This window comes from Pseudomonas sp. 273 (assembly GCF_029201425.1).
Lineage (GTDB): Bacteria > Pseudomonadota > Gammaproteobacteria > Pseudomonadales > Pseudomonadaceae > Pseudomonas > Pseudomonas delhiensis.
The window spans coordinates 5,881,160-5,906,532 of the sequence record NZ_CP116775.1 but is presented as its reverse complement, the minus strand read 5'-3'; the positions used below and the strand labels follow the sequence as shown (position 1 = coordinate 5,906,532).

Below are 25,373 nucleotides of genomic sequence, written 5' to 3'. Positions count from 1 at the left end.
CGGTGTAACGTGGCGCCACCTTCGCGCCAGCCGACAAGGAGCCCCATCATGCTGCGCCTGCTGTCCGCCCTGAGCCTCGCCCTTGCCGCCAGCGCGGCCCTCGCCGCCCCGCAGGTGTGGGTGGTGGGGCTGTTCCCCAACGCCGCGGTGGTCAACATCGACGGCCAGCGCAAGTTCCTCCGCGTCGGCGAGACCGGGCCCCAGGGCGTGCAGGTGGTCAGCGCCGACAGCCGCAAGGCGGTGCTGCGCGTGGGCGGCGTCGAGAAGACCTACGAGTTGAGCCGCGAATACAACGCCAGCGGCTACTCGGCCCCGGCGCCGGTGCAGGAAATGAGCATCGCCCGCGGCACTGGCGGGCACTACTGGGTGTCCGGCTCGATCAACGGCCAGAACGCCCAGTTCCTGGTCGACACCGGCGCCACCACGGTGGCGATGAACGAAGGCCAGGCACGCCGCCTGGGCATCGACTACCGGGTGGTCGGCAAGCCCATGGTCGCTTCCACCGCCAGCGGCACCGTCAAGGGCTGGCGCATCAGCCTGAACAGCGTGAAGCTCGGCGGCATCGAGGTGCTGGGCGTCGACGCCAGCGTGCTGGAAGGCGAGTTCCCCACCGAGATCCTGCTGGGCATGAGCTTCCTCAACCGCGTGGGTTGGCGGGAAGAGCAGGGGATGATGTACATCCAGTCCAAGCATTGAGCCGGTCATCGCGCCATCGACCTATCGATGGCTTCGATAGCCAAGTTGCGGATTTCGCAATGACGGTCGCCCCGGCACTGCTGTTACAATGCCGGCTCCTTACTACTGTCTGACTTTCAGGAGTTTCCGGTGTCCGTCGTGTTCGTCGCCGCCTCCAAGCTGCCCACCCCCTTCGGCGAATTCACCATGCATGGCTTCCTCGACGAGGAAACCGGCAAGGAACATGTCGCCCTGACCATGGGCACCCTCGACGACGGCCAGCCGGTGCTCGGTCGCCTGCATTCCGAATGCCTGACCGGCGACGCCCTGTTCAGCCTGCGCTGCGACTGCGGCTTCCAGCTCGAAGGCGCGCTCTCGGCCATCGCCCGCGAGGGCCGCGGCGTGCTGCTCTACCTGCGCCAGGAAGGCCGTGGCATCGGCCTGCTGAACAAGATCCGCGCCTATGCCCTGCAGGATGAAGGCGCGGACACCGTCGAGGCCAACCTCAAGCTGGGCTTCGGCGCCGACCAGCGCGACTACGCCATGTGCCTGCCAATGCTGCAGCACCTGGGCGTCTGCTCGCTGAAGCTGATGACCAACAACCCGCGCAAGGTGAAGGCGCTGGAAGGCTACGGCCTCACCGTGGCCGAGCGGGTGCCCCTGCAGAGGGGCCTGAACCCGCACAACAAGCGCTACCTGGCGACCAAGGCCGGCAAGCTCGGGCACATGCTCGGCGAACTGCACCAGGGCGAGGCGGAGATCGAGGCGCAGTGAACCGCGCCGCCGAGTTCGGCCGCCTGGGCAGGCTCTGGTGGCTGCACCTGGCGCTGGCCCTTGGGCCGCTGCTGGCGCTGCTGCTGTGGGGCTTCGAGGTGGATGCCCTGGCCGTGCTGGCCACCCCGCTGTACATCGCCGCGCTGGTCTCGATGTACTTCACCCTGCCGCTGTTCCGCCGCTACAAGTTCGCCCTGATCGACGCCGGCAAGGCCCGGGACACGGTCGGGGAGCCCGCCGCCTGGGCGCGGCTGGCGCGCACCCGGCGCAACGGCGCCCTCGGCGCCGGCCTGCCGGCCTGGATCGGCGCGCTGGCCTGCTTCACCGACCTCTCCGGCGTGGCGCTGATCCTCCTTGGGCTGACCAGCCTGCTGATCCTCTGGCTGTACCGCCTGCCGCGCCAGTTGCTCTGATGCGCATCCTGCTCGCCGCCCTGCTGCTAGCGCTTGGTCTGCCCTCGCTGGCGGCGCAGCGGGTGGTGAGCCTCGCCCCCTCGATGACCGACAGCGTCCTGGAACTGGGCGCCGGCGCGCGCCTGGTGGGCGTGCTCGACGGCGACGCGCGCCCGGCGCAACTGGCGGCGTTGCCGTCGCTGGGGCGCTACGGGCAACTGAACCTGGAACGCCTGCTCAGCCTGCGGCCGGACCTGGTGCTGGTCTGGCCCGGGAGCATTCCCGAGGCGCAGATGGCGCGGTTGAGGAGTCTCGGGCTGACGCTCTACGTCGCCGAGCCGCACCGGCTGGAAGACATCCCGAAACAACTGGAGGAACTGGGCGCGCTGCTGGGGGCCGGGGAGAAGGGGGCTGCGCTGGCCGCGGACTTCCGCGGGCGGATCGCCGAGCTGCGCCGGGAATACGCCCGCGAGCGCCCGCTGCGGCTGTTCTACCAGGTCTGGAACCGCCCGCTCTATACCCTCGGCGGGCAGCAGGTGGTCAGCGACGCCCTGCAGGTCTGCGGCGCCCGCAACCTGTTCGACGACCTGCGGCTGCCGGCGCCCCAGGTGGGCCTGGAGGCCGTGCTGGCACGCGATCCGGAAGTGATACTGGCGCCCACCGCCGAGCAGGCCGGGGAATGGCAGGCCATGAAGCAGCTCAGCGCGGCCCGCCTGGGCCAGCTGTGGGTGCTGCCGGACCGCAACCTGGAGCGGCCGAGCTACGCCATGCTGGCCGCCACCGAAAAGCTCTGCCGCCTGCTCGCCGGCGCGAAGACGGCTGACCGCCCGTAGGGCGCATAACGCCGCAGGCGGGTGTTCAGGTTGAATGCGGAGCGCGCCTGAGGCCAAGGTCAGGCGGCGGATAACCGCGAACGGTTATCCGCCCTACGCCAGCCCCAACCTCGTCGTTCGCCCGTAGGGCGCATAACGCCTCAGGCGTTATCCGCCGTTTCCGTCGGCCAGGCGCGATCCCGCCGTTCAGAACCCCTCCAGCACGATCTTGCCCTTGGCCTTGCCGCTTTCCAGCAGCGCGTGGGCGCGGCGCAGGTTGGCGGCGTCGATGCGGCCGAAGTGCTCGCCCAGGGTGGTGCGCAGCACGCCCTGGTCGACCAGGCTGGACACTCGCTGCAGCAGGCGGTGCTGCTCGATCATGTCGTCGGTCTGGAACATCGAGCGGGTGTACATGAATTCCCAGTGCAGCGACAGGCTCTTCTGCTTGAGCAGGCCCACGTTCAGGCTCGCCGGGTCGTCGATCAGGCCCAGGCGGCCCTGCGGGCGCAGGCTGGCGACTATCTGTTCCAAGTGCGCGTCCGTGTGCGTCAGGCTGGCCACGTGGGTGACCTGGCCGATGCCGATGCGCTGCAGTTCCTCGCTCAGCGGCTTGCTGTGGTCGATCACGTGGTGCGCGCCGAGGTCGCGTACCCATTGCTGGGTGTCCGCCCGCGAGGCCGTGCCGATCACGGTGGCCCCGGTCAGCCGCCGGGCCAGCTGGGTGAGGATGGAGCCCACGCCGCCGGCGGCGCCGACGATCAGCAGGCTCTGCCCGGCGCTGCCCGGGCCCTCGGCGATCTGCAGGCGCTCGAACAGCAGTTCCCAGGCGGTGATGCTGGTCAGCGGCAGGGCCGCGGCCTGGGCAAAGTCGAGGTTGGCCGGCTTGGCGCCGACGATGCGTTCGTCCACCAGCTGCAGCTCGGCGTTGCTGCCCGGGCGGGTCAGGTCGCCGGCGTAGAACACCTCGTCGCCGGGGCGGAACAGGCTGACCTCGCTGCCCACCGCGCGGACCACGCCGGCGGCGTCCCAGCCCAGCACCTTGTACTCGCCGGCCTGCGGCTCCGCGCGCTGGCGCACCTTGGTGTCCACCGGGTTGACGGAAATGGCGCGGACTTCCACCAGCAGGTCGCGCGGGCCGGGCGTGGGCTCCGGCAGCTGGATGTCGAGCAGGGCGTCGTCGGCGGCGATCGGGCGGCTGTGGGTGTAACCGATGGCTTTCATGCGGGCGGCTCCTCAGTCGATGCGGTTCATCAGGCGGATGTCGAGTTCGGCCAGGTCGGCCCGGGACGCCGCGACGAAGGCCTGGAAGTGCTCGCTGGCCTCGTGCTCGGCGAGGGCGGCCTCGTCGCGCCACTGCTCGATCATGTAGATCAGGTCGGCGTCCTTGCGGTCGCGGTGCAGGTCGTACTGGATGCAGCCGGGTTCGGCCCGCGAGGGGATGCGCAGGTCGGCCAGGCGGGCCTGCAGGGCGTCGCCGCGGCCGGGCTTGGCGCGGATGATGGCGATCAGGGTGAGGGGGCTGCTCATCGGGAGGTTTCCTTGCGGCAGTGGGGGATGGGCGCATCCTCCGCTCTTTCGTTGCGAAGAAAAACCGCGTAGGAAGAAAGTCTCTTTCAAAGGAATTTTGAAAATGCTGCGCTTCGACGACCTCCGCCTGTTCGTCCGTACCGCCGAGCGGGGCAGCCTGTCCGCCGCGGCCCGCGAGCTGGAAGCCTCGCCGGCGGTGGCCAGCGCCGCCCTCAAGCGCCTGGAGGCGGCCCTGCAGGCGCGCCTGTTCGCCCGTTCCACCCGCAGCCTGCGGCTGACCGCCGAGGGCGAGCTGTTCCTGGCCCATGCGCGGGCCTCGTTGCAGAGCCTGGAGGAGGGCCGCCAACTGCTGGCCGGCGGGCGCAGCGAGATCGCCGGGCCGCTGCAGGTCTCGGCGCCCTCGGACCTGGGGCGCAACGTGCTGCTGCCCTGGCTCGACGAGTTCCAGGCGCTGCACCCGCGGCTGAGCCTGCGCCTGCTGATCAGCGACCGCCAGGCCGACCTCTACCGCCAGCCGGTGGACGTGGCCATCCGCCTCGGCCTGCCGCCGGACTCCAGCCTGGTGGCGCTGCCGCTGGCGGCGGACAACCGCCGCGTGCTGTGCGGCGCGCCGGCCTACTTCGGGCGCCGCGGCCGGCCGCGCCAGCCGCAGGACCTGGCGCGGCACAACTGCCTGCTGTACATGCTCGGCGGCCGGGTGCACGAGCGCTGGAGCTTCGGCGAGGAGACGGTGGAGGTGGGCGGCGACCGTGTCTGCGACGATGCCGACGTGGTGCGGCGCTGGGCCGTGGCCGGCTGCGGGCTGGTCTACAAGTCCTGGCTGGACGTGGCCGCCGACGTGCGCGCCGGGCGCCTGGAAGTGGCCCTGGGCGACTACCCGGGCGAGGCGGCGCCGCTGAACCTGTTCTGCACCCACCGCGCGCAGCTGAGCCCGCCGGTGACCCTGCTGCGCGAGTTCATCCAGCAGCGCTGCGCCGAGCACATGCGCGGCGCGCCCTGGCGTTGAGGCTCAGAGCGGACGGTAGCGCGCCACCGCGTGGCTCAGGTCCCAGCCGACCGACACCGAGAACACCAGCAGCAGGGCCGGCACCAGGCACCACCAGACGCGCCTGGGCAGGGCCGGCAGCGGCTGGCGCAGCTGGCTGGCCCAGAGCGCGGCGGCGCACACGGCGGCGGCCAGCAGGGCGCCGGCGATCACGTCGCTGGGCCAGTGCGCGCCCAGGTACAGGCGCGAACCGGCGATCCAGGCGGCCGGCAGCATGGCCAGCAGCAGCCAGGTCAGGCGCACCCGCGGCGAGCCCTCGCGGCTGGCCAGCACGCCCAGCACCAGGAAGCAGGCGAAGGAGGCCGAGCTGTGCCCGCTGGGCATGCTGAAGGCGCTCAGCGGGTCGGCGATCACCTCCGGGCGGGCGCGGCCGAAGAAATGCTTGAGGGTGGTGTTGAGCAGCGCCGTGGCCAGCAGGCTGCCGCCGGCGAACAGGGCATGGCGCCACTTGCCCAGGCCCAGCAGCAGGCCGCTGACGACCACGCCGACGATCACCTGGGTGCGGAAGTCGCCCAGGCGCGTCACCGCCACCATGACGTGGTTCAGCAGCGGGCTGCGCTCCTGCTGGATCAGCGTCATCAGGCCGTGGTCGAGGGCGTCCAGGTGCGGCCAGCCGACCAGGATGCCCAGCAGCAGGGCGGCGCTCAGGCCCGCGGCGATCAGCGCGGTGCCGTGGCGCCGCCTGAGGCAGGCGTGGATCAGCGCCCCGCCGAGCACCGCCAGGCCGCCGGCGATCACCGCCATTTCCGGCCAGAAGCCTTCGGGCAGCGGCAGGCGCAGGGCCGCGCCAGTGGTCCAGCCGGGCAGCAGGTAGGCCACCGACCAGCCGGCGGCGGCCAGGATGGACACCGCCAGGAAGCGCCCGAAAGGCATGTCGAGCATGCCCGCCACCAGCGGCAGGAAGGGCCGCAGGGCGCCGATGAAGCGGCCCACCAGCAGGCTGGCGACGCCGTAGCGGGCGACGAAGCCCTCGGCGCCGGCCAGCCATTCCGGGTGGTGGCGCAGCAGCGGCAGGCGGCGGATGTCCTGGTGGAAGCGGCGGCCGAGGCCGTACGAGCAGAGGTCGCCCAGCAGCCCGCCGGCGAAGGCCAGCAGCAGCGTCTGCCCCAGGCCCAGGGCGCCGCCGCCGGCCAGCACGGCGATGGCGAAGAGCATCACCACGCCGGGCAGCACCAGGCCGACCACCGCCGCGCATTCGAGGAAGGCCACGAGGAAGACGATCAGGCCCAGCCATTGCGGGTGGCTGGCGATCCATTGGTTGAAGAGTTCCAGGCTCATGTGCGGTGGGCTTCCGAGCTGTCCAGCAGGTAGTAGTCGCGTCCTTCGACCTGGCCGCGGCGCAGCGGGTTTCGCGTGCAGAAGGGCGCGAAGGCGGCGTCGACGAAGCGGTACATCAGGTGCTCGTCGCGGCCGTGGGGGATGCCCAGGCGGGTGGTCTGGATGACCTGGGCCGGGGTGTCGCCGAGGTCGTCGACGAACAGCCGCTGCAGGTCGAACTGGCGGGCGTCCCAGTCCGGCACCTTGAGGCCCATGGCCTTGCACAGCAGGGTCTGGCCGGCGCAGAGCTTGCCCAGCGGGCGCTCGCTGCCATCGGCGGCGGGGTTGAGCTGGCGCATGCGGGCCAGGGCCGCGTCGCCGCTGACGCGGTCCAGCCACGGGTGGCCGGACTTGATCAGCACCGCGTTGCCGGCGCCGCCGGCGCTGAAGTTCAGCGAGTCGCCGCCGCGCGCGTAGTACATGTAGATGTGCCCGCCGTCGAGGAACAGGGCCTTTCGTTTCTCGGTGTAACCGAGGGACGCGTGGCTGCCTTTCTCGGCCAGGTAATAGGCTTCGGTCTCGATGATCCGGGCGGACAGCCAGAGGTCGCCGACGCGGTGGCGGATCACCTTGCCCAGCAGCTGGCGTGCCACCAGCAGGGCGTCGCGGTCGAAGAAGGCGTGGGGCAGCGGCCGTGCATCGGGCCAGGGCAAACCAAGGATGGGATCGGCAGGCATGGGATTGTCGTGGGTACCAGGGCGCTCTTAGGCTGGCGGATGATAACAACAAGAGACTGAATCATGACTGAACGCGTCCGCAGCGACAGCGCGCACATCACCCCCAGTGCGCACTACACCGGTTATGTCTGGTTCCGTCACAAGCTCGCCGAGCCGGCCTTCGCCACCACCTTCGGGCGCTGGGTGCACGGCTGCGTGGCGCCGATCAACTGGGGCGCGCGCCTGGGCTTCGGGCTGAACATCGAGGACTTCCTGCTGCAGCGCCACCTGCTGATAGACGCGCGCCTGCGCCAGGCCATCGAGCAGCGCGGCGTCACCCAGGTGGTGGAGATCGCCTGCGGCCTGTCGCCGCGGGGAAGGCGCTTCCGCCAGCGTTACCCACAGCTGGACTACCTGGAGGCGGACCTGCCGCCCATGGCCGCGCGCAAGTCGGCGCTGCTGCATCAGCAGGGCTGGCTGGATGAACGGCACCGGGTGCACCCCGTGGACATCCTCGCCGAGGACGGCCCGCACACCCTGGCCGCGCTCTTCGCCCAGCTCGACCGCCAGCGCCCGCTGGTGGTGATCACCGAAGGCCTGGTGAACTACTTCCAGCGCCCGCTGATCGAGAGCTTCTGGACGCGCCTGGCGGCGGCCCTGGCCGATTTCCCGGCGGCCACCTACCTCACCGAACTCTACCCCGACCTGCGCGAGCACCCGCGCTACCGGCAGATCCGCTGGGGCGTCGGCCTGATCGGCCGGCTGACCCGCGGCGGCTACCCGCTGCACTACCGCAGCGAGGCGGAAATAGCCGCGGCCTTCCGCGGCTGCGGCTTCAGCGGCGTGGAGGTGCTCGACCCGCAGGTGCACGGCGCCGAGCTGTGCCTGCCGCGCGGGCGGATGCCGAGCCTGGTGCGCGTCATCGAAGCCCGCACCTGATCCGCCCCCGCTTTTCGTAGGAGCGAGCTTGCTCGCGAACCTGCCGGGCCTGGTGCCAAGCGGTTCGCGAGCAAGCTCGCTCCTACAGGGGGCCGACGTTTTTCGGGCCAGGCGTAGGGCGGATAACCGTTCGCGGTTATCCGCCGTTCCGTCGTGTCAGGCTGCGCAGGCGCCTTGCTGCAACGGCACCACCATTCCCGCCAGGCTGGCGCTGGCCCGGGGATCGCCGTGGGGGAAGATGAAGGCCATGCCCTCCGTGGTGCGGCGCAGCGGCAGGATGTCCAGTTCCTCCACGCCCGGGATGGCCAGGCGCCAGCCGCGTTGCGGCGGTTCGGCCGGCAGGTCGGCGTGGACCAGGCCGCCGAAGTAGCCGACTTCCGCCAGTTCGGCGCGCCATTGGCCGCCGTTGGCGTGGCTGAGCAGGGCGCGCGGTTGCGGTGGCGCCAGGCGCGGTTCGAAGCGGCGTTCCAGGTGCGGCAGTTGCGCGCGCTGGAAGCGCGTGCTGCCGGCGGCGTTGCGTGGCAGCGCCTGGCCTTCGAGGAACGGGGCGTGCAGCCGGGCGCAGGCGCCGCGGCGTTCGAACTGGGCCAGGTGGTCGGCGTCGTGGATCAGGGCGAACTCGGCGTCCGTGCAGGCCAGGGCGAATTCGGCGTGCTCCCAGGGTTGGGTGAAGTGGTCGTATTCGCCGGCCAGCACCAGGGTCGGGCACTGCGGGTGGCGCTGGAAACCGCCGAAGGCCAGCAGGCGCCGGCTGTTCTGCCGGTAGCGCTCGACCTCCGCCGGCGTCAGGCGTTGCAGCTGGCGCAGCAGGGCCTTGCGGAACACCGGGGAGACGCCGGTATCGGCCAGGCGCAGCGGGTTGACCAGGCCGGTCAGCACGCCGTTGGCGAAGGGCTCGTGCTGGCCCAGGTCCAGGCGCGCCAGGGCTTCCTCCAGCAGGGCGCGGGCGCCGGGGCGGCCGAAGGCGGTGATGCCGGCCAGCAGCAGGCGCGCGCAGCGCCCGGGGTGGCGGGCGGCGAAGAGGGCGGCCAGGGCCGAGCCGTAGGACAGGCCGATGGGCATCAGCGGTGGCAGGCGCAGGGCCTCGGCGAAGGCGGCGATCAGGTCGGCCAGGTCCTCCAGGCTCAGCTCCGGCGCCAGTTGCAGGTTGCCGCCCTGGCTGGGCAGGTCGAGGAGGATCACCGGGTGCCCGGCGAGCAGCTCGCTGACCTCGCTGGCGAAGGAGCGGAAGCTCTGGAAGGCGCCGCCGAGCAGCAGCACCGGCGGACGCGGGTCGTCCGCGCGGTGGGCGAAGGCCTGGTAGTGGAGTTGCCAGCCGTCCAGTTCGAGCACCGCCGGGGCGGCGCTGAGCGTCTGGGCGCTGTAGTCGGTGCGGTAGCGCATGGCGAACCTCCGGCGGTGTTCCGCCTGTTGTCGTTCTTCCCTGGCGTGCCGGATGGCGAAAGGCTGGCGTGGTGCGGCCGGGTGGCTCCAAGGTAGACAGAGGCCGGCCTTTTGTTTACCCAACCTTCGGGCGGGCGAAATCGCAACGTGCTGTTGCGGGTGTCACCGTTCCGCGGCCGGGGCGCGGCCCGCGGCGCCCGGGTGGCGTTACCGGCGCCGTGGCGGGACGCCCTGTCTACCGGCTGGCTGCTGTGGCTGGGCGGGCGCAGGCGGGGCCGCTATAATCGCGCATTTCCCTCACGCAGACGCGTACGAACCATGACCGAGTCCGTCCTCGACTATATGAGCCGCCTGGGCCGCGCCGCCCGCGAAGCCTCGCGCGTCCTCGCGCGGGCTTCCACCGCGCAGAAGAACGCCGCCCTGCTGGCCGCCGCCGATGCCCTGGACGCTGCCCGCGAGCAGCTCGCCCACGCCAACGAGCAGGACCTGGCCGCCGGCCGGGCCAATGGCCTGGAGCCAGCCATGCTCGACCGCCTGGCGCTGAGCCCGGCGCGCATCGACGACATGATCGAGGGCCTGCGCCAGGTGGCCAAGCTGCCGGACCCGATCGGCGAGATCCGCGACATGCGCTTCGTCCCCTCGGGCATCCAGATCGGCAAGATGCGCGTGCCCCTGGGCGTGATCGGCATCATCTACGAGTCGCGGCCGAACGTGACCATCGACGCCGCCAGCCTGTGCCTGAAGTCGGGCAACGCCACCATCCTGCGCGGCGGCTCCGAGGCCATCCATTCCAACCAGGCCATCGCCCGCTGCATCCAGCAGGGGCTGGCCGCGGCCGGCCTGCCGGCGAGCGCCGTGCAGGTGGTCGAGACCACCGACCGCGCCGCCGTGGGCGCGCTGATCAGCATGCCGGAGTACGTCGACGTGATAGTCCCGCGCGGCGGCAAGGGCCTGATCGAGCGCATCAGCCGCGAGGCCAAGGTGCCGGTGATCAAGCACCTGGACGGCGTCTGCCACGTGTTCATCGACGAGTCGGCCGACCTCGACAAGGCCATCCGCATCGCCGACAACGCCAAGACCCAGCGCTATGCGCCGTGCAACACCATGGAAACCCTGCTGGTGCACAAGGCCATCGCCGAGCGCGTGCTGCCGCCGCTGGCCGCCATCTACCGCGACAAGGGCGTGGAGCTGCGCGGCGACGCCGCCACCCGCGCGCTGCTGGGCGCCGACGTGCTGGAAGCCACCGAGGAAGACTGGCGCACCGAGTACAACGCGCCCATCCTGTCGATCCGCATCGTCGACGACCTGGACAGCGCCATCGAGCACATCAACACCTACGGCTCGCAGCACACCGACGCCATCGTCAGCGAGAACTTCAGCAACGCCCGGCGCTTCCTCGCCGAGGTGGACTCGGCTTCGGTCATGGTCAACGCCTCGACGCGCTTCGCCGACGGCTTCGAGTACGGCCTGGGGGCGGAGATCGGCATCTCCACCGACAAGCTGCACGCCCGCGGCCCGGTCGGCCTGGAAGGCCTGACCAGCGAGAAGTACGTGGTCTTCGGCGACGGGCACGTGCGTACCTGATGGGCAAGCAACGCCCGCGGCGGATCGGCCTCTTCGGCGGCACCTTCGATCCGGTGCACATCGGTCACCTGCGCAGTGCGCTGGAGACCGCCGAGCTGCTGGGGCTGGACGAGCTGCGCCTGCTGCCGGCGGCGCGCCCGCCGCACCGCGGGGCGCCGCAGGTCTCGGCGCAGCAGCGCCTGGCCATGGTCGAGCTGGCGGTGGCCGGCGTCGCGCCCCTGACGGTGGACGCCCGCGAGCTGGCCCGGGACAAGCCGTCCTACACCATCGACACCCTGGAATCGCTGCGCGCGGAGCTGGGGAACGAGGTGCAGCTGTTCCTGATGGTCGGCTGGGATGCCTTCTGCGGCCTGCCCGGCTGGCACCGCTGGGACGAACTGCTGCAGCACTGCCACATGCTGGTGCTGCAGCGCCCGGATGCCGACGTGGAGGCGCCGGAAGCCCTGCGCGACCTGCTGGCGGCGCGCAGCGTGGCCGACCCCAACGCCCTGTCCGGCGCGGCTGGGCAGGTCACTTTCATCTGGCAGACGCCCCTGGCGGTGTCGGCCACCCAGATCCGCGCCCTGCTGGCGCAGGGGCGCTCGCCGCGCTTCCTGGTGCCGGACGCGGTATTGAACTACATCGAGGCGCACGGGCTGTACCGCGCGTCCCTGGCAAACTAGAGAGTCATTCAATGCAAACCGAACAACTGGTCGAGCTGGCCGTCGCCGCTCTGGAAGACATGAAAGCGCAGGACATCACCGTCCTCGACGTGCGCGACAAGACCAGCATCACCGACGTCATGGTCATCGCCTCCGGCTCCTCCAGCCGCCAGGTCAAGTCGCTGGCCGACAACGTCCTGGAGAAGGTCAAGGAACAGGGCGTCAAGCCCATCGGCAGCGAAGGCCAGGAAGGCGGCGAGTGGGTGCTGATCGACCTGGGCAACGTGGTGGTCCACGTCATGCAGCCGGCCACCCGCCAGTTCTACGACCTGGAGCGCCTCTGGCTCGGCGCCGAACAGAGCCGCGCCCACCACAGCGGCGAGTAAGCGCCCTTGCGCCTGCGTCTGATCGCGGTCGGCTCGCGCATGCCGCGCTGGGTCGAGGAGGGCTGGCAGGAGTACGTCAAGCGCCTGCCGTCCGAGCTGTCCCTGGAGCTGGTGGAGATCCCGCTGAACACGCGCGGCAAGAATGCCGACGTGGCCCGGCTGATCCGCCAGGAGGGCGAAGCCATGCTGGCCAAGGTGCAGCCCGGTGAACGGGTGGTGACCCTGGAAGTCGAAGGCAAGCCCTGGAGCACCCCGCAGCTGGCCGCCGAACTGGACCGCTGGCGTCTCGACGCGCGCACCGTCAACCTCATGGTCGGCGGCCCGGAAGGGCTGGCGCCGGAGGTCTGTGCGCGCAGCGAACAGCGCTGGTCGCTGTCGCCGCTGACCTTGCCGCACCCGCTGGTGCGCATCCTGGTGGGCGAGCAGATCTACCGCGCCTGGACGGTGCTGTCCGGGCACCCCTACCACAAGTAGTCGTAGCCGTACTCGATGCCGCAGCCGATACAACTCAAGGACCACGAGAAGGACGCCCGCCTGGTGCGCCGCCGGGTCGTCGTCGGCGCGGTGGCGATCTTCCTCCTGGCCCTGGTGCTGGTGGCGCGCATGTACCACCTGCAGGTCACCCAGTACGAGTACCACTCGACGCTGTCGGAGAACAACCGCGTCCACGTCCAGCCGATCCCGCCGAACCGCGGCCTGATCTACGACCGCAATGGCGTGCTGATCGCCGACAACCGTCCCAGCTTCAGCCTCACGGTCACCCGCGAGCGCACCGAGAACCTGCAGCAGGAGCTGCAGGCGCTGGTGGAGATCCTCGGCCTGACCGAGGAGGACAAGGCGATCTTCGAGAAGCGCATGAAGCAGGGCCGGCGGCCGTTCGAGCCGGTGCCGATCATGTTCGAGCTGTCCGAGGAGCAGATCGCCCGCATCGCCGTGAACCAGTACCGCCTGCCGGGCATCGACGTCACCGCGCAGTTCGTCCGCCACTACCCGCTGGGCGAGCACTTCGCCCACTCGGTGGGCTACGTCGGGCGGATCAACGAGGCCGAGCTGAAGGTGCTCGACCCGGTCAACTATTCCGGCACCCACCACATCGGCAAGACCGGCGTGGAGAAGTTCTACGAGGCCGAGCTGCACGGCACCGTGGGCTACGAGGAGGTCGAGACCAACGCCCGCGGCCGCGTGCTGCGCGTGCTCAAGCGCACCGACCCGGTGCCGGGCAAGGACATCGTCCTGAGCATCGACAGCAAGCTGCAGGCCAAGGCCGAGGAGGCCCTGGGCGGGCGCCGCGGCGCCATCGTGGCGATCCAGCCGGCCACCGGCGAGGTGCTGGCGATGGTCAGCCAGCCGAGCTACGACCCCAACCTGTTCGTCACCGGCATCAGCTTCAAGGACTACTCGGCGCTGCGCGACTCCATCGACCGCCCGCTGTACAACCGCGTGCTGCGCGGCCTGTACCCGCCGGGCTCGACGGTGAAGCCGGCGGTGGCCCTGGCCGGCCTCGACTCCGGGGTGGTCACGCCTGGCTCGCGGGTCTTCGACCCCGGCTACTACCAGTTGCCCAACTACGACCACAAGTACCGCAACTGGAACCGTTCCGGCGAGGGCTGGGTGAACCTGGAGACGGCGATCATGCGCTCCAACGACACCTACTTCTACGACCTCGCCCACAAGCTGGGCATCGACAGGCTGCACGACTACATGAGCCGCTTCGGCTTCGGCCAGCGCGTGTCCCTGGACATGTACGGCGAATCCCCCGGGCTGATGCCCTCGCGCGAGTGGAAGCGCGCCACCCGCCGCCAGGTCTGGTTCCCCGGCGAGACGCTGATCCTCGGCATCGGCCAGGGCTACATGCAGTCCACGCCGCTGCAGCTGGCGCAGATGACCGCGCTGATCGCCAACCACGGCAAGTGGATCCGCCCGCACCTGGCCAGGACCGTCGACGGCCAGCCGCCGGTCGACCCCGAGCCGATGCCCGACATCGACCTGCGCGAGCCGGGCAACTGGGAACTGATCGACTCCGACATGCAGCAGGTGGTGCACAATGCCCGCGGTACCGCGCACAAGGTCGGCGCCGCCTCGATCTATCGCATCGCCGGCAAGTCCGGTACCGCGCAGGTGGTGGCGATCAAGCAGAACGAGCGCTACGACCGTTCCAAGCTCAACGAGCGCAACCGTGACCACGCGCTGTTCATCGGCTTCGCCCCGGCGGACAACCCGCAGATCGCGGTGTCGGTGATGGTGGAGAACGGCGAGTCCGGCTCCGGCGTCGCGGCGCCGGTGCTCAAGCAGGTGATGGACGCCTGGCTGCTGGACGAGAACGGCAAGCTCAAGCCCGAATTCGCGCCACAGGTGGCGGAGGCGCCGAAGCCATGAGCATGAACATGAACCCGAACTTCGACCGCACGCTGTCCAACGAGGACGTGATGAAGCGGCGCGCCAGCCTGCTGCAGCGGCTGCACATCGACGGGCTGCTGCTGCTGCTCCTGCTGGTGCTGGGCGCGGCCGGCCTGTTCGTCCTCTATTCGGCCAGCGGCAAGAGCTGGGACCTGCTGCTCAAGCAGGCCTCGTCCTTCGGCCTGGGCCTGGTGATGATGTTCGTCATCGCCCAGATCGAGCCGCGCTTCCTGGCCCGCTGGGTGCCGCTGGGCTACCTGATCGGGGTGCTGCTGCTGGTGGTGGTGGACGTCATGGGCCACAACGCCATGGGCGCCACGCGCTGGATCAACATCCCCGGGGTGATCCGCTTCCAGCCCGCCGAGTTCATGAAGCTGTTCATGCCCATGACGCTGGCCTGGTACATGTCCAAGCGCAACCTGCCGCCCAACCTCAAGCACCTGGTGATCAGCCTGGCGCTGATCGGCGTGCCCTTCGTGCTGATCCTCAAGCAGCCGGACCTGGGCACCGCCATGCTGGTGCTGGCCTCCGGCGCCTTCGTGCTGTTCGTCGGTGGCCTGCAGTGGCGCTGGATCCTCGGTGCGGTGACCGCGGCGGTGCCGGTGGCGGTGGCCATGTGGTTCTTCGTCATGCACGATTACCAGAAGCAGCGCGTGCTGACCTTCCTCGACCCGGAAAGCGACCCGCTGGGCACCGGCTGGAACATCATCCAGTCAAAAGCGGCCATCGGCTCCGGCGGTGTTTTCGGCAAGGGCTGGCTGCTGGGCACCCAGTCGCACCTGGATTTTTTGCCGGAAAGCCATACGGACTTTATCATTGCCGTGCTCGGCGAAGAGTTCGGCCTGGTGGGGGTCTGCCTGCTGCTGGCCCTGTACCTGATGGTGATCTACCGCGGGCTGGTGATCACGGCGCAGGCGCAGACGCTGTATGGCAAGCTGCTGGCCGGCAGCATCACCATGACCTTCTTCGTGTACGTGTTCGTCAACATTGGTATGGTCAGCGGGTTGCTGCCGGTCGTGGGGGTACCGCTTCCCTTCATCAGCTACGGCGGAACTTCGCTGGTGACGCTGATGTCAGGGTTCGGGGTTTTGATGTCGATTCATACGCACCGGAAATGGATCGCCCAGGTTTGAAGAAGAAACGTTGAGACCAGAGTGAAGAAAGGAATGCAGATACTGCGCGAGTGGGCCGTCAGGGGTGTCCATTGGGTGGGGTTGGCCGGGGCCATCGGCTTCGGCGGCGCCGCCCAGGCGGGCGACTACGACGGCTCGCCCCAGGTCGCCCAGTTCGTCGGGGAAATGACCCGCGACTACGGCTTCGCCGACGAGCAGTTGCTCTCGCTGTTCCAGGACGTCGAGCGCAAGCAGTCGATCCTCGACGCCATCTCCCGGCCCGCCGAGCGCGTCAAGCCGTGGAAGGACTACCGGCCGATCTTCCTCACCGACGCGCGCATCAAGCGCGGCGTGGAGTTCTGGAACCAGAACGCCGAGGCCCTGGCCCGCGCGGAGAGGGACTACGGCGTGCCGGCCCAGTACATAGTGGCGATCATCGGCGTCGAGACCTTCTTCGGCCGCAACACCGGCAACTACCGGGTGATGGACGCGCTGTCCACCCTGGCCTTCGACTACCCGCCGCGCGCCGACTTCTTCCGCAAGGAGCTCAAGCAGTTCCTCCTGCTGGCCCGCGAGCAGCAGGTCGACCCGCTCGGCCTGAACGGCTCCTACGCCGGCGCCATGGGCCTGCCGCAGTTCATGCCCAGCAGCTTCCGCGCCTACGCCGTGGACTTCGACGGCGACGGCCACATCAACATCTGGACCGACCCGACCGACGCCATCGGCAGCGTCGCCAGCTACTTCAAGCAGCACGGCTGGCAGGCCGGCGAGCCCGTGGTATCGCAGGCCGAGCTGAGCATGGACAGCGCCCAGGACGCCATCACCCAGGGCCTGGAGCCGCAGATGAACCTCGGCCAGCTGCGCGCGGCGGGCTGGCGCACCCATGACGTGCTGCGCGACGACCTCAAGGTCACCGCCATCCGCTTCGAAGGCGCGGACGGCCCCGAGTACTGGGTCGGGCTGCCCAACTTCTACGTGATCACCCGCTACAACCGCAGCGCCATGTACGCCATGGCGGTCCATCAGCTGGCCGGCGAGATCGTCCGGGCGCGAGGTGTCCAGTGAACCAGCGACTGAAGCGACCGGGCTTCTGGTCGGCGGCGGCGTGCTTTGGCCTGAGTGCCGTGCTGCTCGCCAGCTGCACCAGTTCCCGGGCTCCGCAACCGGCCAGCAGCGGCGGCCTTTCCGGGCCGATGGACTACAGCCGGCCGCACCGTGACGGCGCCCCCTGGTGGGACGTCGACGTGTCGCGCATCCCCGATGCCGTGCCGATGCCGCACAACGGCCCGTTCAAGAACAACCCCTACACCGTGCTGGGCAAGACCTACTACCCGCTGAACGACGCACGCGCCTACAGCGTGACCGGCACGGCGTCCTGGTACGGCACCAAGTTCCATGGCCAGGCCACCGCCAACGGCGAGATGTACGACCTCTACGGCATGACCGCGGCGCACAAGACGCTGCCGCTGCCCAGCTACGTGCGGGTGACCAACCTGGACAACGGCAAGAGCGTCATCGTCCGCGTCAACGACCGCGGCCCGTTCTATTCCGACCGCGTCATCGACCTGTCCTTCGCCGCCGCCAAGAAGCTCGGCTACGCCGAGACCGGCACCGCGCGGGTCAAGGTCGAGGGCATCGACCCGCAGCGCTGGTGGGCCGCCCAGGGCCGCCCGGTGCCCATGGTCCTGGCGCAGCCGAAGATGGCGCCGGTGCAAAGCGCGCCGGCTGCCAGCGCGCAGCCGCAGGCGGTGGCCATGGCCCAGCCGATCGAGGTCTACACCCCGCCGCCGGCGCAGCACGCCGCGCCCGTGGCGCCGGTGCAGATCGACTCAAAAAAAAACGCTTCATTACCAGCCGCTGGCCTGTATCTCCAGGTGGGTGCCTTCGCCAACCCGGACGCTGCGGAACTCCTCAGGGACAAGATCAGCGGCATGACCTCGGCCCAGGTGTTTATCAGCTCGGTCGTGGTCAACAAGCAGACCTTGCACCGGGTGCGCCTGGGGCCGATCGGAACGCAGGATGAAGCGGCGCGGATGCAGGACAGCATCCGCCTGGCCAACCTCGGCCAACCCAAGCTGGTGCGCCCGGACTGAACGCGGCGCACCGACGAAGCGGCACGCCAGAGGCCGCCCGGGAATTCCCCCAAGGGATTGTTTGACCATTAGTGAACCCCAGAGAGACGGATGAACATCAACACCATCGCCAAACGCCTGTCCATGCTCGTGTTGCTCAGCGCCCCCGTGGCCGGCTGGGCGGCTGAATCCGTTGTCCCCGCCGCGCCGCAGCTGGCGGCCAAGGCCTGGGTGCTGATGGACGGCGCCAGCGGCCAGGTCCTGGTGGAGAACAACGCCGACGAGCGCCTGCCCCCGGCCAGCCTGACCAAGCTGATGACCGCCTACATCGCCACCAAGGAGATCGAGGGCGGGCGCATCGCCGAGAGCGACCAGGTCACCGTCAGCGAGCACGCCTGGCGCACCGGCGGTTCGCGCATGTTCATCAAGCTGGGCTCGCAGGTGTCGGTCAGCGACCTGCTGCACGGCATCATCATCCAGTCGGGCAACGACGCCTCCGTCGCCCTCGCCGAGCACATCGCCGGCAGCGAGGACGCCTTCGCCGACATGATGAACAACACCGCGCAGAAGCTGGGCATGACCAACTCCCACTTCATGGACGCCACCGGCCTGCCGAACCCGGAGCACTACTCCTCGGCCCGCGACATGGCGACCCTGGCCCGCGCCATCATCTACGGCGAGCCGACCCACTACGCCATCTACGCCCAGAAGGAATTCCTCTGGAACAACATCAAGCAGCCCAACCGCAACCTGCTGCTGTGGCGCGACAAGACCGTCGACGGCCTGAAGACCGGCCACACTGAGGAAGCCGGCTACTGCCTGGTGGCCTCGGCCGTGCGTGACGGCCAGCGCATGATCGCCGTGGTGTTCGGCACCAACAGCGAGCAGGCCCGCGCCGCCGAGACGCAGAAGCTGCTGACCTACGGCTTCCGCTTCTTCGAATCGCAGACCTTCTACAAGAAGGGCGCCGAGCTGACCAAGGCCATGGTCTGGAAGGGCGCCGAGCATGAAGTGAAGGCCGGCCTGTCCGAAGACCTGACCATGACCGTGCCGCGCGGCCAGCTCAAGCAGCTGCAGGCCAACATGGTGCTGCAGCCGCAGCTGATGGCCCCGATCCAGCAGGGCCAGGTGATCGGCAAGGTGGAAGTGAAGCTGGGCGACAAGGTCGTGCGCACCTCCGACCTGGTGGCCCTGAACGCCGTGGAGGAGGGTGGTATCTTCCGCCGCCTGTGGGATAGCATCCGCCTGTTCTTCTACGGCCTGTTCAACTGACCGACGGTTCCCGGGCTCGTACTTTTGTATACAAGCCCGGGAATTTCTGCGCATGCGCGCGCCCGACTCAGGTAAAATGCGCGCCTGCGCCTGATCGACCTCCCCGTGGCGTCGGCAGCCGTCAGGTCCGATCCATCCGGAACCTCCCGACCCGGGAGCTTCGTACGGAGGCGGGCTACCCGCCCGCGACAGCCATGACTGAAACCACTGATACCAGCACTCCCCCGCGCCCAAGATCGAGTTCCCCTGCGAGCGCTACCCGATCAAGGTGATCGGCGACGCCGGCGATGGCTTCGCCGACCTGGTCGTGGAGATCATCCAGCGCCACGCGCCGGACCTCGACGTCACCACCCTGGTGACCCGCGACAGCCGCAACGGTCGCTTCCTCTCGGTGCAGGTGCTGATCACCGCCACCGGCGTCGACCAGCTGCAGAACATTCACAGCGACCTGCGCGCCAGCGGCCGCGTGCACATGGTGCTGTGATGCCCGGGGCCGGTCCTTCCCTGGGCTTCCGCGAACTCGGCGTGCTGCCCTACGAGCCGACCTGGCACGCCATGCAGCGCTTCACCGCCGAGCGCGACGAGAGCACGCCCGACGAAGTCTGGCTGCTGGAGCACGAGCGGGTGTTCACCCAGGGCCAGGCCGGCAAGGCCGAGCACCTGCTGCTGCCCGGCGACATCCCGGTGGTCCAGGTGGACCGCGGCGGCCAGGTGACCTACCACGGCCCCGGCCAACTGGTGGCCTACCTGCTGCTCGACGTGCGCCGCTCGCACCTGGGCGTGCGCGAACTGGTCACCCGCATCGAACAGAGCCTGATCGGCCTGCTCGAGGGCTTCGGCGTCAACGCTGTGTCCAAACCCGACGCCCCGGGCGTCTACGTGGACGGCGCGAAGATCGCCTCCCTCGGCCTGCGCATCCGCAATGGCCGGTCCTTCCATGGCCTGGCGCTGAACGTCGACATGGACCTGGAGCCTTTCCGTCGTATCAATCCCTGCGGCTACGCAGGCATGGCCATGACCCAGCTGCGCGAGCTGGCCGGCCCCATCACCCTGGCCGAGGTGCGCGAACGCCTGCGCGGCGAACTCACCGAGCGTCTTGGCTACGCTGAACAGAAGACCCTAACGGGCGGGATCGAACTGAGATGAGCACTGTTGTGGAGACCCCGGGCCAAGGCAAGCCGGGCAAGGTGGAGGTCGGCGTCAAACTGCGTGGCGCTGAGAAGGTGGCACGCATCCCGGTGAAGATCATTCCCACCGAGGAACTGCCGAAGAAGCCCGACTGGATCCGCGTGCGCATCCCGGTCTCCCCGGAAGTCGACCGCATCAAGCAGCTGCTGCGCAAGCACAAGCTGCACAGCGTCTGCGAGGAAGCCTCCTGCCCGAACCTGGGCGAGTGCTTCTCCGGCGGCACCGCGACCTTCATGATCATGGGCGACATCTGCACCCGCCGCTGCCCGTTCTGCGACGTCGGCCACGGCCGGCCGAAGCCGCTGGACGTGGACGAGCCGGCCAACCTGGCCATCGCCATCGCCGACCTGCGCCTGAAGTACGTGGTGATCACCTCGGTGGACCGCGACGACCTGCGCGACGGCGGCGCCCAGCACTTCGCCGACTGCCTGCGGGAAATCCGCAAGCTGTCCCCCGGCATCCAGCTGGAAACCCTGGTCCCGGACTACCGCGGACGCATGGACATCGCCCTGGAAATCACCGCCGCCGAGCCGCCGGACGTGTTCAACCACAACCTGGAAACCGTGCCGCGGCTGTACAAGTCCTCGCGTCCGGGTTCGGACTTCGAGTGGTCGCTGGACCTGCTGCAGAAGTTCAAGCAGCTGGTGCCCCAGGTGCCGACCAAGTCCGGCCTGATGCTCGGCCTGGGCGAGACCGACGACGAGGTCATCGAGGTCATGCAGCGCATGCGCGAGCACGACATCGACATGCTGACCCTCGGCCAGTACCTGCAGCCCTCGCGCAACCACCTGCCGGTGCAGCGCTTCGTCCACCCGGACACCTTCGCCTGGTTCGCCGAGGAAGGCGCGAAGATGGGCTTCAAGAATGTCGCCTCCGGCCCGCTGGTGCGTTCCTCGTACCACGCCGACCAGCAGGCCCACGGCGGCAAGATCGGCTGACCGCTCCCGTCGCGATGAAAAGGCCGGCCCGGCAACGGGCCGGCCTTTTTCATGGGCGCATGTCTTAGCTCCGTGCCCATCCGTCTCCCGCCGCCACCCCCTCTACCGCGCCGCCTCCGGGGGAGCGCAGCGGTGCGTGATGGCACTTTGCCAGAAAACCCTATGGGCTCCGGGAACCCCGGCTGACCGCCGGGGAGGCCGGGTTCGCCGTTCTTAATTGCCATTTCCTACGATTTATAGGGGGTTTCTTACCTTAATCCATTTTCTCATTTGCCCGACCATTTGTTCGGGGCCCCAGAGGCCCCGGATAACCAACGTGTGAAGCCCGGCAAGGGCAGACACCGCATTGACCTGGAGTTCGAACAAATGAGCAAGAAGCTGATAGCCGCCCTGGCCAGCCTTTCACTCGCCGGCCTGTCCGGTACGGCGCTGGCTGTCGACGGCACCCTCACCTTCGAGGGGTGATCAATAGCAAGACCTGCACCCTGGACCCCGGCAGCGCCAGCCAGACCGTCAACCTGCCGCCGGTGAGGGCCTCGGAATTCCAGAACGCCGGCCAGGCGCTCGGCGCGCAGGCCTTCTCCCTCAAGGCCAGCGGTTGCGACGCCGACGCCATGGTCGCGGCGGTGTTCGTCAGCGGCGGCAACGTCGATCCGGCCACCGGCAACCTGAACAACACCATCGCCACCAGCGCCGGCGGCACCGATGCGCAGGTCGCCCTGTACCAGAGCGACGGCAGCACCAAGCTCGACCTGAGCGACCCGGCCAGCTCCGGCGGCTACCAGACCCAGACCGATGGCTCGGGCAACGCCACCCTGGGGTTCGTCGCCAAGTACATGTCGAAGAACGCCACCACCGCCGCCGGTGTGCTCAAGACCAACCTGCAATACACCATGAGCTACCAGTAAGCCCGCCACCCCGGGGGGCACCTCCCCGGGGTACCATCGAGGTCTTCATGAGTATCCCCAAGCGTGCTGTCGCAATGACGGCAGGGCTGGCCTTTGCCGCCAGCCTGAGTTCCGCCACCTGGGCCGCCGTCAGTGTCCAGGGCACTCGCCTGGTCTATCCGGCCAGCGAGCGCGAGATCACCGTCCGCCTGAGCAACGACGGCCAGGTGCCCGCGCTGATGCAGGTGTGGATCGACCGTGGCGACATCCAGGCCCAGCCCCAGGATGCCGACGCGCCCTTCGTCGTCACCCCGCCGATCTTCCGCCTGGACCCGGGCAAGGGCCAGTCGGTGCGGGTCGCCTTCAGCGGCGAGAACCTGCCCGCTGACCGCGAGTCGCTGTTCTGGTTCAACGCCCTGGAAATCCCGCCGATGCCCGAGGCCAGCGAGCGCAGCTACATGCAGATCGCCGTGCGCTCGCGGCTGAAGCTGTTCTACCGCCCGCCGGCGCTGGCCGGCAACGCCGCGGCGGCGGCCCGCGCGGTGCGCTGGCAGGTGCTGGAGCAGGGCGGCAAGCGGGTGCTGCGTGGCGACAACCCCTCGCCCTACCACGTCTCCTTCGCCAGCCTGGGGCTGCGGCAGGGCGGGCGTAGCCACGACCTCGGCCCCGGCATGATCGAGCCCTTCGCCAGGGGCGATTTCGCCCTGCCCACTGGCGTGCGCTCCGACGGGCTCATGCTGGAGTACCGCTGGATGAGCGACTACGGCGTGGCCACCGAAGAGCGGGTGAAGGTGCCGTGAACGGGCAACGACCCCGCGCCGAGCTGATCCGCTACTGGAGCGGCCGCCGCGGCAGCGCCGTCGCCCTCGGCACGCTCGCCGCCCTGCTGGCCGGCCTGCCGAGCCTGGCCGGCTGGGCGAACGAGCAGCCGCTGCGCTTCGATACCGACTTCCTGCGCAACGCCCCGGGGCAGGACATCGACCTGTCGCGCTTCGAGCAGGGCAACCCGGTGCAGCCCGGCCGCTACACCCTGGACCTGTACCTCAACGGCAACTGGATGGGCCGCCAGCGCCTGGAGGTCGACGCGGACGCCGGGGTGTGCTTCAGCCGCGAACAACTGCGCGAACTCGGCCTGGCCGAGGAACGCCTGCCAGCGGCGAGCCGCGCCGCGCTGGAGGCCGCCGAGCCGGGCTGCGTCGATATCCAGCGCCTGCTGCCGGACAGCCGCGCCACTCCCGACCTGGCCGACATGCGCCTGGCGCTGAGCATTCCCCAGGCCTACCTGCGCCGGGTGCGCGCCGACCAGGTCGATCCGGCCGACTGGGACAGCGGCGTAACCGCGGCCTTCGTCGACTACAACGCCAACGCCTACCGCAACGAGGTCAACGGCCGCAGCTCCGAGCAGTACTACGCCGGCCTCAACAGCGGGCTGAACCTGGGCGACTGGCGCCTGCGCCACAACGGCAGCTACAGCCGCGTCGACGGGCGTTCGGACTACAACTCGGTCAGCAGCTACGTCCAGCGCGACATGGCCGGCCTGAAGTCGCAGTTGACCCTGGGCGAGTACTACACCCCGGCGGACCTGTTCGACAGCGTGCCCTTCACCGGCGTGCAGCTGGCTTCCGACGAGCGCATGCTGCCCGACTCGCAACGCGGCTTCGCCCCGGCCATCCGCGGCGTGGCCGAGAGCAATGCGCGGGTCACGGTGCGCCAGGGCGGCAACATCCTCTACGAAACCACGGTGGCGCCCGGCCCCTTCGTCATCGACGACCTCTACGGCACCGGCTATGCCGGCGACCTGGAGGTCACCGTCAGCGAGGCCGACGGCCGCGAGCGCCGTTTCACCGTACCCTTCGCCAGCGTGGCGCAGCTGCTGCGCCCCGGGGTGTCGCGCTACAGCGTCAGTGCCGGCAAGTACCGCGACGAGCGCCTGGACAGCACGCCGAACTTCGTCCAGGGCACCTACCAGCGCGGCCTGTCGAACCTGTGGACCGGCTACACCGGCAGCCTGGTCGCCGACAACTACCTGGCGTTGCAGGGCGGCCTGGCGCTGAGCACCTCGCTGGGCGCCTTCGCCTTCGACGTCACCCGTTCCCGCGCCTCCGGCCTGGACCCGTCGCACGGCCTGGGCGGCAGCGCCAGCGGCGAGAGCTACCGGCTGAGCTACAGCAAGCTGGTGGAAACCACCGGCACCAACTTCATGGTCGCCGCCTACCGCTTCTCCAGCGAGGGCTACCTGGGCCTGGGCGAGTTCGCCGAGCTCAGCGAAGGTTCCGGCGGCCTGGGGCGCTTCCGCCAGCGCAACCGCTTCCAGGCCAATATCAGCCAGCCGCTGGGCGAGGGCTGGGGCAACTTCTACCTCAGCGGCTCGGCGCAGAACTACTGGAACGCCGGCGCCGGCAGCGACGTCAGCTACCAGGCCGGGTACACCAACGGCTGGCGCTGGGGCAGCCTGAACCTGTCGGCGAGCCGCACCCGCTCGCTGACCGGCGAGAGCCAGAACCAGTACCTGCTCAGCCTCTCGCTGCCCCTGGGCTACACGCCCGGCGCGCCGTTCCTGAGCAGTTCGTACAGCCGCACCGACAACGGCACCAGCGACGCCCAGCTGGGCCTGTCCGGCGCCCTGGGCGAGGCGGGCAGCTTCAACTACGGCCTCTACGCGTCGCGCAGTCGCAGCGAGGGTGGCAGCAGCGCCAGCAGCGGCGCCAACGCCCAGTATCGCTCCGTGGCCGCCACCCTCTCGGCCAGTGCCAGCGATGGCGATGGCTACCGGCAGTTGGGCGTGGGCGCCAGCGGCAGCCTGATGGTGCATGGCGGCGGGGTGAACTTCAGCCCCGACCAGGGCGAGACCAAGGTGCTGGTCGAGGCCAGCGGCGCCGCCGGCGCCCGCCTGCTGAACAGCTATGGCGCGCGGGTGGCCGGCAACGGCTATGCCTTCGCCAGCGGCCTGATGCCCTATCGGCGCAACCAGGTGGCGCTGGACCCACGGGGCCTGGCCGAGGACGTCGAGCTGGAAGCCACCGAGCAGACGGTGGTGCCGACCTTCGGCGCGGTGGCCCTGCTCAGGTATCCGACGCGCAATGGCCAGCCGTTGCTGCTGACGCTGCGCGACGCGGCCGGCGGCAAGCTGCCGGTGGGCGCCGAGGTACTCGATGTCGCCGGCACCAGCCTGACCCTGGTGGGCCAGGGCAGCCGGGTGTTCCTGCGGGCCGACCAGGCGCAGGGCGAACTGCTGGTGCGCTGGGGCGCCAGCGCCGACCGCCAGTGCCGCGCCAGCTACCAGTTGCCCGAAGGCAAGCCCGAGGGCCAGCCGTTCTTCCTGGTCGAATCGCTATGCCGTTCTTCCACCTGATGCACGGGGCCGCAAGTTGCCCTG

At 69.6% G+C, this 25,373-nt stretch carries 26 protein-coding genes; 21 read left to right on the top strand and 5 right to left on the bottom strand.

The annotated features are described in order from the left end of the window. The first annotated feature begins 48 nt into the window (after nucleotides 1-48). From PKO50_RS26960 to PKO50_RS26945, 4 genes are all read left to right on the top strand, one after another. Nucleotides 49-696, top strand: a complete 648-nt coding sequence (locus tag PKO50_RS26960) for a TIGR02281 family clan AA aspartic protease (protein WP_109937194.1) — start codon at nucleotides 49-51, stop codon at nucleotides 694-696. A 129-nt stretch (nucleotides 697-825) separates the two neighbouring features. Then, a complete protein-coding gene (ribA, locus tag PKO50_RS26955; protein ID WP_275627748.1) occupies nucleotides 826-1,449 on the top strand; it encodes a GTP cyclohydrolase II in 624 nt (207 codons plus the stop codon). Further along, nucleotides 1,446-1,862 (top strand): MFS transporter, encoded by a 417-nt coding sequence (locus tag PKO50_RS26950; RefSeq protein WP_275627747.1) that lies wholly within the window; start codon nucleotides 1,446-1,448, stop codon nucleotides 1,860-1,862. The genes ribA and PKO50_RS26950 overlap by 4 nt, the downstream gene beginning before the upstream one ends. Then, on the top strand, nucleotides 1,862-2,674 hold the full coding sequence (locus tag PKO50_RS26945) for a cobalamin-binding protein (RefSeq protein ID WP_275627746.1): 813 nt from the start codon (nucleotides 1,862-1,864) through the stop codon (nucleotides 2,672-2,674). The genes PKO50_RS26950 and PKO50_RS26945 overlap by 1 nt, the downstream gene beginning before the upstream one ends. Nucleotides 2,675-2,860: 186 nt before the next feature. Here PKO50_RS26945 and PKO50_RS26940 read toward each other — a convergent pair whose 3' ends face one another. Then, nucleotides 2,861-3,874 (bottom strand): zinc-binding alcohol dehydrogenase family protein, encoded by a 1,014-nt coding sequence (locus PKO50_RS26940; protein ID WP_275627745.1) that lies wholly within the window; start codon nucleotides 3,872-3,874, stop codon nucleotides 2,861-2,863. Nucleotides 3,875-3,886: 12 nt separating this feature from the next. After that, nucleotides 3,887-4,180 (bottom strand): putative quinol monooxygenase, encoded by a 294-nt coding sequence (locus tag PKO50_RS26935; protein WP_275627744.1) that lies wholly within the window; start codon nucleotides 4,178-4,180, stop codon nucleotides 3,887-3,889. A 103-nt stretch (nucleotides 4,181-4,283) separates the two neighbouring features. Here PKO50_RS26935 and PKO50_RS26930 point away from each other — a divergent pair, with 103 nt between their 5' ends. After that, complete coding sequence (locus PKO50_RS26930; protein WP_275627743.1) at nucleotides 4,284-5,186, top strand: LysR family transcriptional regulator; 903 nt, start codon at nucleotides 4,284-4,286, stop codon at nucleotides 5,184-5,186. A gap of 3 nt (nucleotides 5,187-5,189) precedes the next feature. Here the strand turns inward: PKO50_RS26930 and PKO50_RS26925 are convergent, their stop codons facing one another. Together PKO50_RS26925 and PKO50_RS26920 are read right to left on the bottom strand one after the other, a co-directional pair. Further along, nucleotides 5,190-6,503, bottom strand: coding sequence for a bifunctional DedA family/phosphatase PAP2 family protein (locus tag PKO50_RS26925; RefSeq protein WP_109932659.1), 1,314 nt, complete (start codon nucleotides 6,501-6,503; stop codon nucleotides 5,190-5,192). After that, a complete protein-coding gene (locus PKO50_RS26920) occupies nucleotides 6,500-7,219 on the bottom strand; it encodes a DNA-3-methyladenine glycosylase (protein WP_275627742.1) in 720 nt (239 codons plus the stop codon). The genes PKO50_RS26925 and PKO50_RS26920 overlap by 4 nt, the downstream gene beginning before the upstream one ends. Before the next feature lie 63 nt (nucleotides 7,220-7,282). Between PKO50_RS26920 and PKO50_RS26915 the strand changes: the two genes are divergently transcribed. Continuing rightward, the gene (locus tag PKO50_RS26915; RefSeq protein ID WP_275627741.1) at nucleotides 7,283-8,137 is read left to right on the top strand and encodes a class I SAM-dependent methyltransferase; all 855 of its coding nucleotides are present in this window, start codon (nucleotides 7,283-7,285) and stop codon (nucleotides 8,135-8,137) included. Nucleotides 8,138-8,293: 156 nt separating this feature from the next. Here PKO50_RS26915 and PKO50_RS26910 read toward each other — a convergent pair whose 3' ends face one another. Next, nucleotides 8,294-9,520, bottom strand: coding sequence for an alpha/beta hydrolase (locus PKO50_RS26910; protein ID WP_275627740.1), 1,227 nt, complete (start codon nucleotides 9,518-9,520; stop codon nucleotides 8,294-8,296). 318 nt (nucleotides 9,521-9,838) lie between these two features. Between PKO50_RS26910 and PKO50_RS26905 the strand changes: the two genes are divergently transcribed. From PKO50_RS26905 to PKO50_RS26835, 15 genes are all read left to right on the top strand, one after another. Then, complete coding sequence (locus PKO50_RS26905; protein ID WP_275627739.1) at nucleotides 9,839-11,104, top strand: glutamate-5-semialdehyde dehydrogenase; 1,266 nt, start codon at nucleotides 9,839-9,841, stop codon at nucleotides 11,102-11,104. Continuing rightward, the gene (gene nadD / locus PKO50_RS26900) at nucleotides 11,104-11,766 is read left to right on the top strand and encodes a nicotinate-nucleotide adenylyltransferase (RefSeq protein WP_109932649.1); all 663 of its coding nucleotides are present in this window, start codon (nucleotides 11,104-11,106) and stop codon (nucleotides 11,764-11,766) included. Before PKO50_RS26905 ends, nadD begins: the two co-directional genes overlap by 1 nt. An 11-nt stretch (nucleotides 11,767-11,777) precedes the next feature. Then, nucleotides 11,778-12,131 (top strand): ribosome silencing factor, encoded by a 354-nt coding sequence (gene rsfS, locus PKO50_RS26895; RefSeq protein ID WP_009617292.1) that lies wholly within the window; start codon nucleotides 11,778-11,780, stop codon nucleotides 12,129-12,131. 6 nt (nucleotides 12,132-12,137) lie between these two features. Further along, a complete protein-coding gene (gene rlmH / locus PKO50_RS26890; protein ID WP_009617293.1) occupies nucleotides 12,138-12,605 on the top strand; it encodes a 23S rRNA (pseudouridine(1915)-N(3))-methyltransferase RlmH in 468 nt (155 codons plus the stop codon). 15 nt (nucleotides 12,606-12,620) lie between these two features. Then, nucleotides 12,621-14,507 (top strand): penicillin-binding protein 2, encoded by a 1,887-nt coding sequence (gene mrdA / locus PKO50_RS26885; RefSeq protein WP_275627738.1) that lies wholly within the window; start codon nucleotides 12,621-12,623, stop codon nucleotides 14,505-14,507. A 50-nt stretch (nucleotides 14,508-14,557) separates the two neighbouring features. Next, complete coding sequence (gene rodA, locus PKO50_RS26880; protein WP_089391260.1) at nucleotides 14,558-15,661, top strand: rod shape-determining protein RodA; 1,104 nt, start codon at nucleotides 14,558-14,560, stop codon at nucleotides 15,659-15,661. Nucleotides 15,662-15,682: 21 nt separating this feature from the next. Further along, entirely contained in the window at nucleotides 15,683-16,705 is a 1,023-nt protein-coding gene (gene mltB / locus PKO50_RS26875) for a lytic murein transglycosylase B (RefSeq protein WP_109932645.1), read from the top strand. Then, on the top strand, nucleotides 16,702-17,733 hold the full coding sequence (locus tag PKO50_RS26870; RefSeq protein WP_275627737.1) for a septal ring lytic transglycosylase RlpA family protein: 1,032 nt from the start codon (nucleotides 16,702-16,704) through the stop codon (nucleotides 17,731-17,733). Before mltB ends, PKO50_RS26870 begins: the two co-directional genes overlap by 4 nt. Nucleotides 17,734-17,823: 90 nt before the next feature. Further along, entirely contained in the window at nucleotides 17,824-18,984 is a 1,161-nt protein-coding gene (locus PKO50_RS26865; RefSeq protein WP_275627736.1) for a D-alanyl-D-alanine carboxypeptidase family protein, read from the top strand. Between the two features lie 235 nt (nucleotides 18,985-19,219). Continuing rightward, nucleotides 19,220-19,468 carry a DUF493 domain-containing protein gene (locus tag PKO50_RS26860; protein WP_275630535.1) on the top strand — a complete coding sequence of 83 codons (249 nt, stop codon included), beginning with the start codon at nucleotides 19,220-19,222 and terminating at the stop codon, nucleotides 19,466-19,468. Next, nucleotides 19,468-20,130, top strand: coding sequence for a lipoyl(octanoyl) transferase LipB (lipB, locus tag PKO50_RS26855; protein WP_109932639.1), 663 nt, complete (start codon nucleotides 19,468-19,470; stop codon nucleotides 20,128-20,130). The genes PKO50_RS26860 and lipB overlap by 1 nt, the downstream gene beginning before the upstream one ends. After that, the gene (lipA, locus tag PKO50_RS26850; RefSeq protein WP_275627735.1) at nucleotides 20,127-21,110 is read left to right on the top strand and encodes a lipoyl synthase; all 984 of its coding nucleotides are present in this window, start codon (nucleotides 20,127-20,129) and stop codon (nucleotides 21,108-21,110) included. Before lipB ends, lipA begins: the two co-directional genes overlap by 4 nt. A 461-nt stretch (nucleotides 21,111-21,571) precedes the next feature. Next, nucleotides 21,572-22,018, top strand: coding sequence for a fimbrial protein (locus PKO50_RS26845; protein WP_275627734.1), 447 nt, complete (start codon nucleotides 21,572-21,574; stop codon nucleotides 22,016-22,018). A 47-nt stretch (nucleotides 22,019-22,065) separates the two neighbouring features. Next, the gene (locus PKO50_RS26840; protein ID WP_275627733.1) at nucleotides 22,066-22,797 is read left to right on the top strand and encodes a fimbria/pilus periplasmic chaperone; all 732 of its coding nucleotides are present in this window, start codon (nucleotides 22,066-22,068) and stop codon (nucleotides 22,795-22,797) included. Next, entirely contained in the window at nucleotides 22,794-25,349 is a 2,556-nt protein-coding gene (locus PKO50_RS26835) for a fimbria/pilus outer membrane usher protein (RefSeq protein WP_275627732.1), read from the top strand. The genes PKO50_RS26840 and PKO50_RS26835 overlap by 4 nt, the downstream gene beginning before the upstream one ends. Nucleotides 25,350-25,373 lie beyond the last annotated feature (24 nt).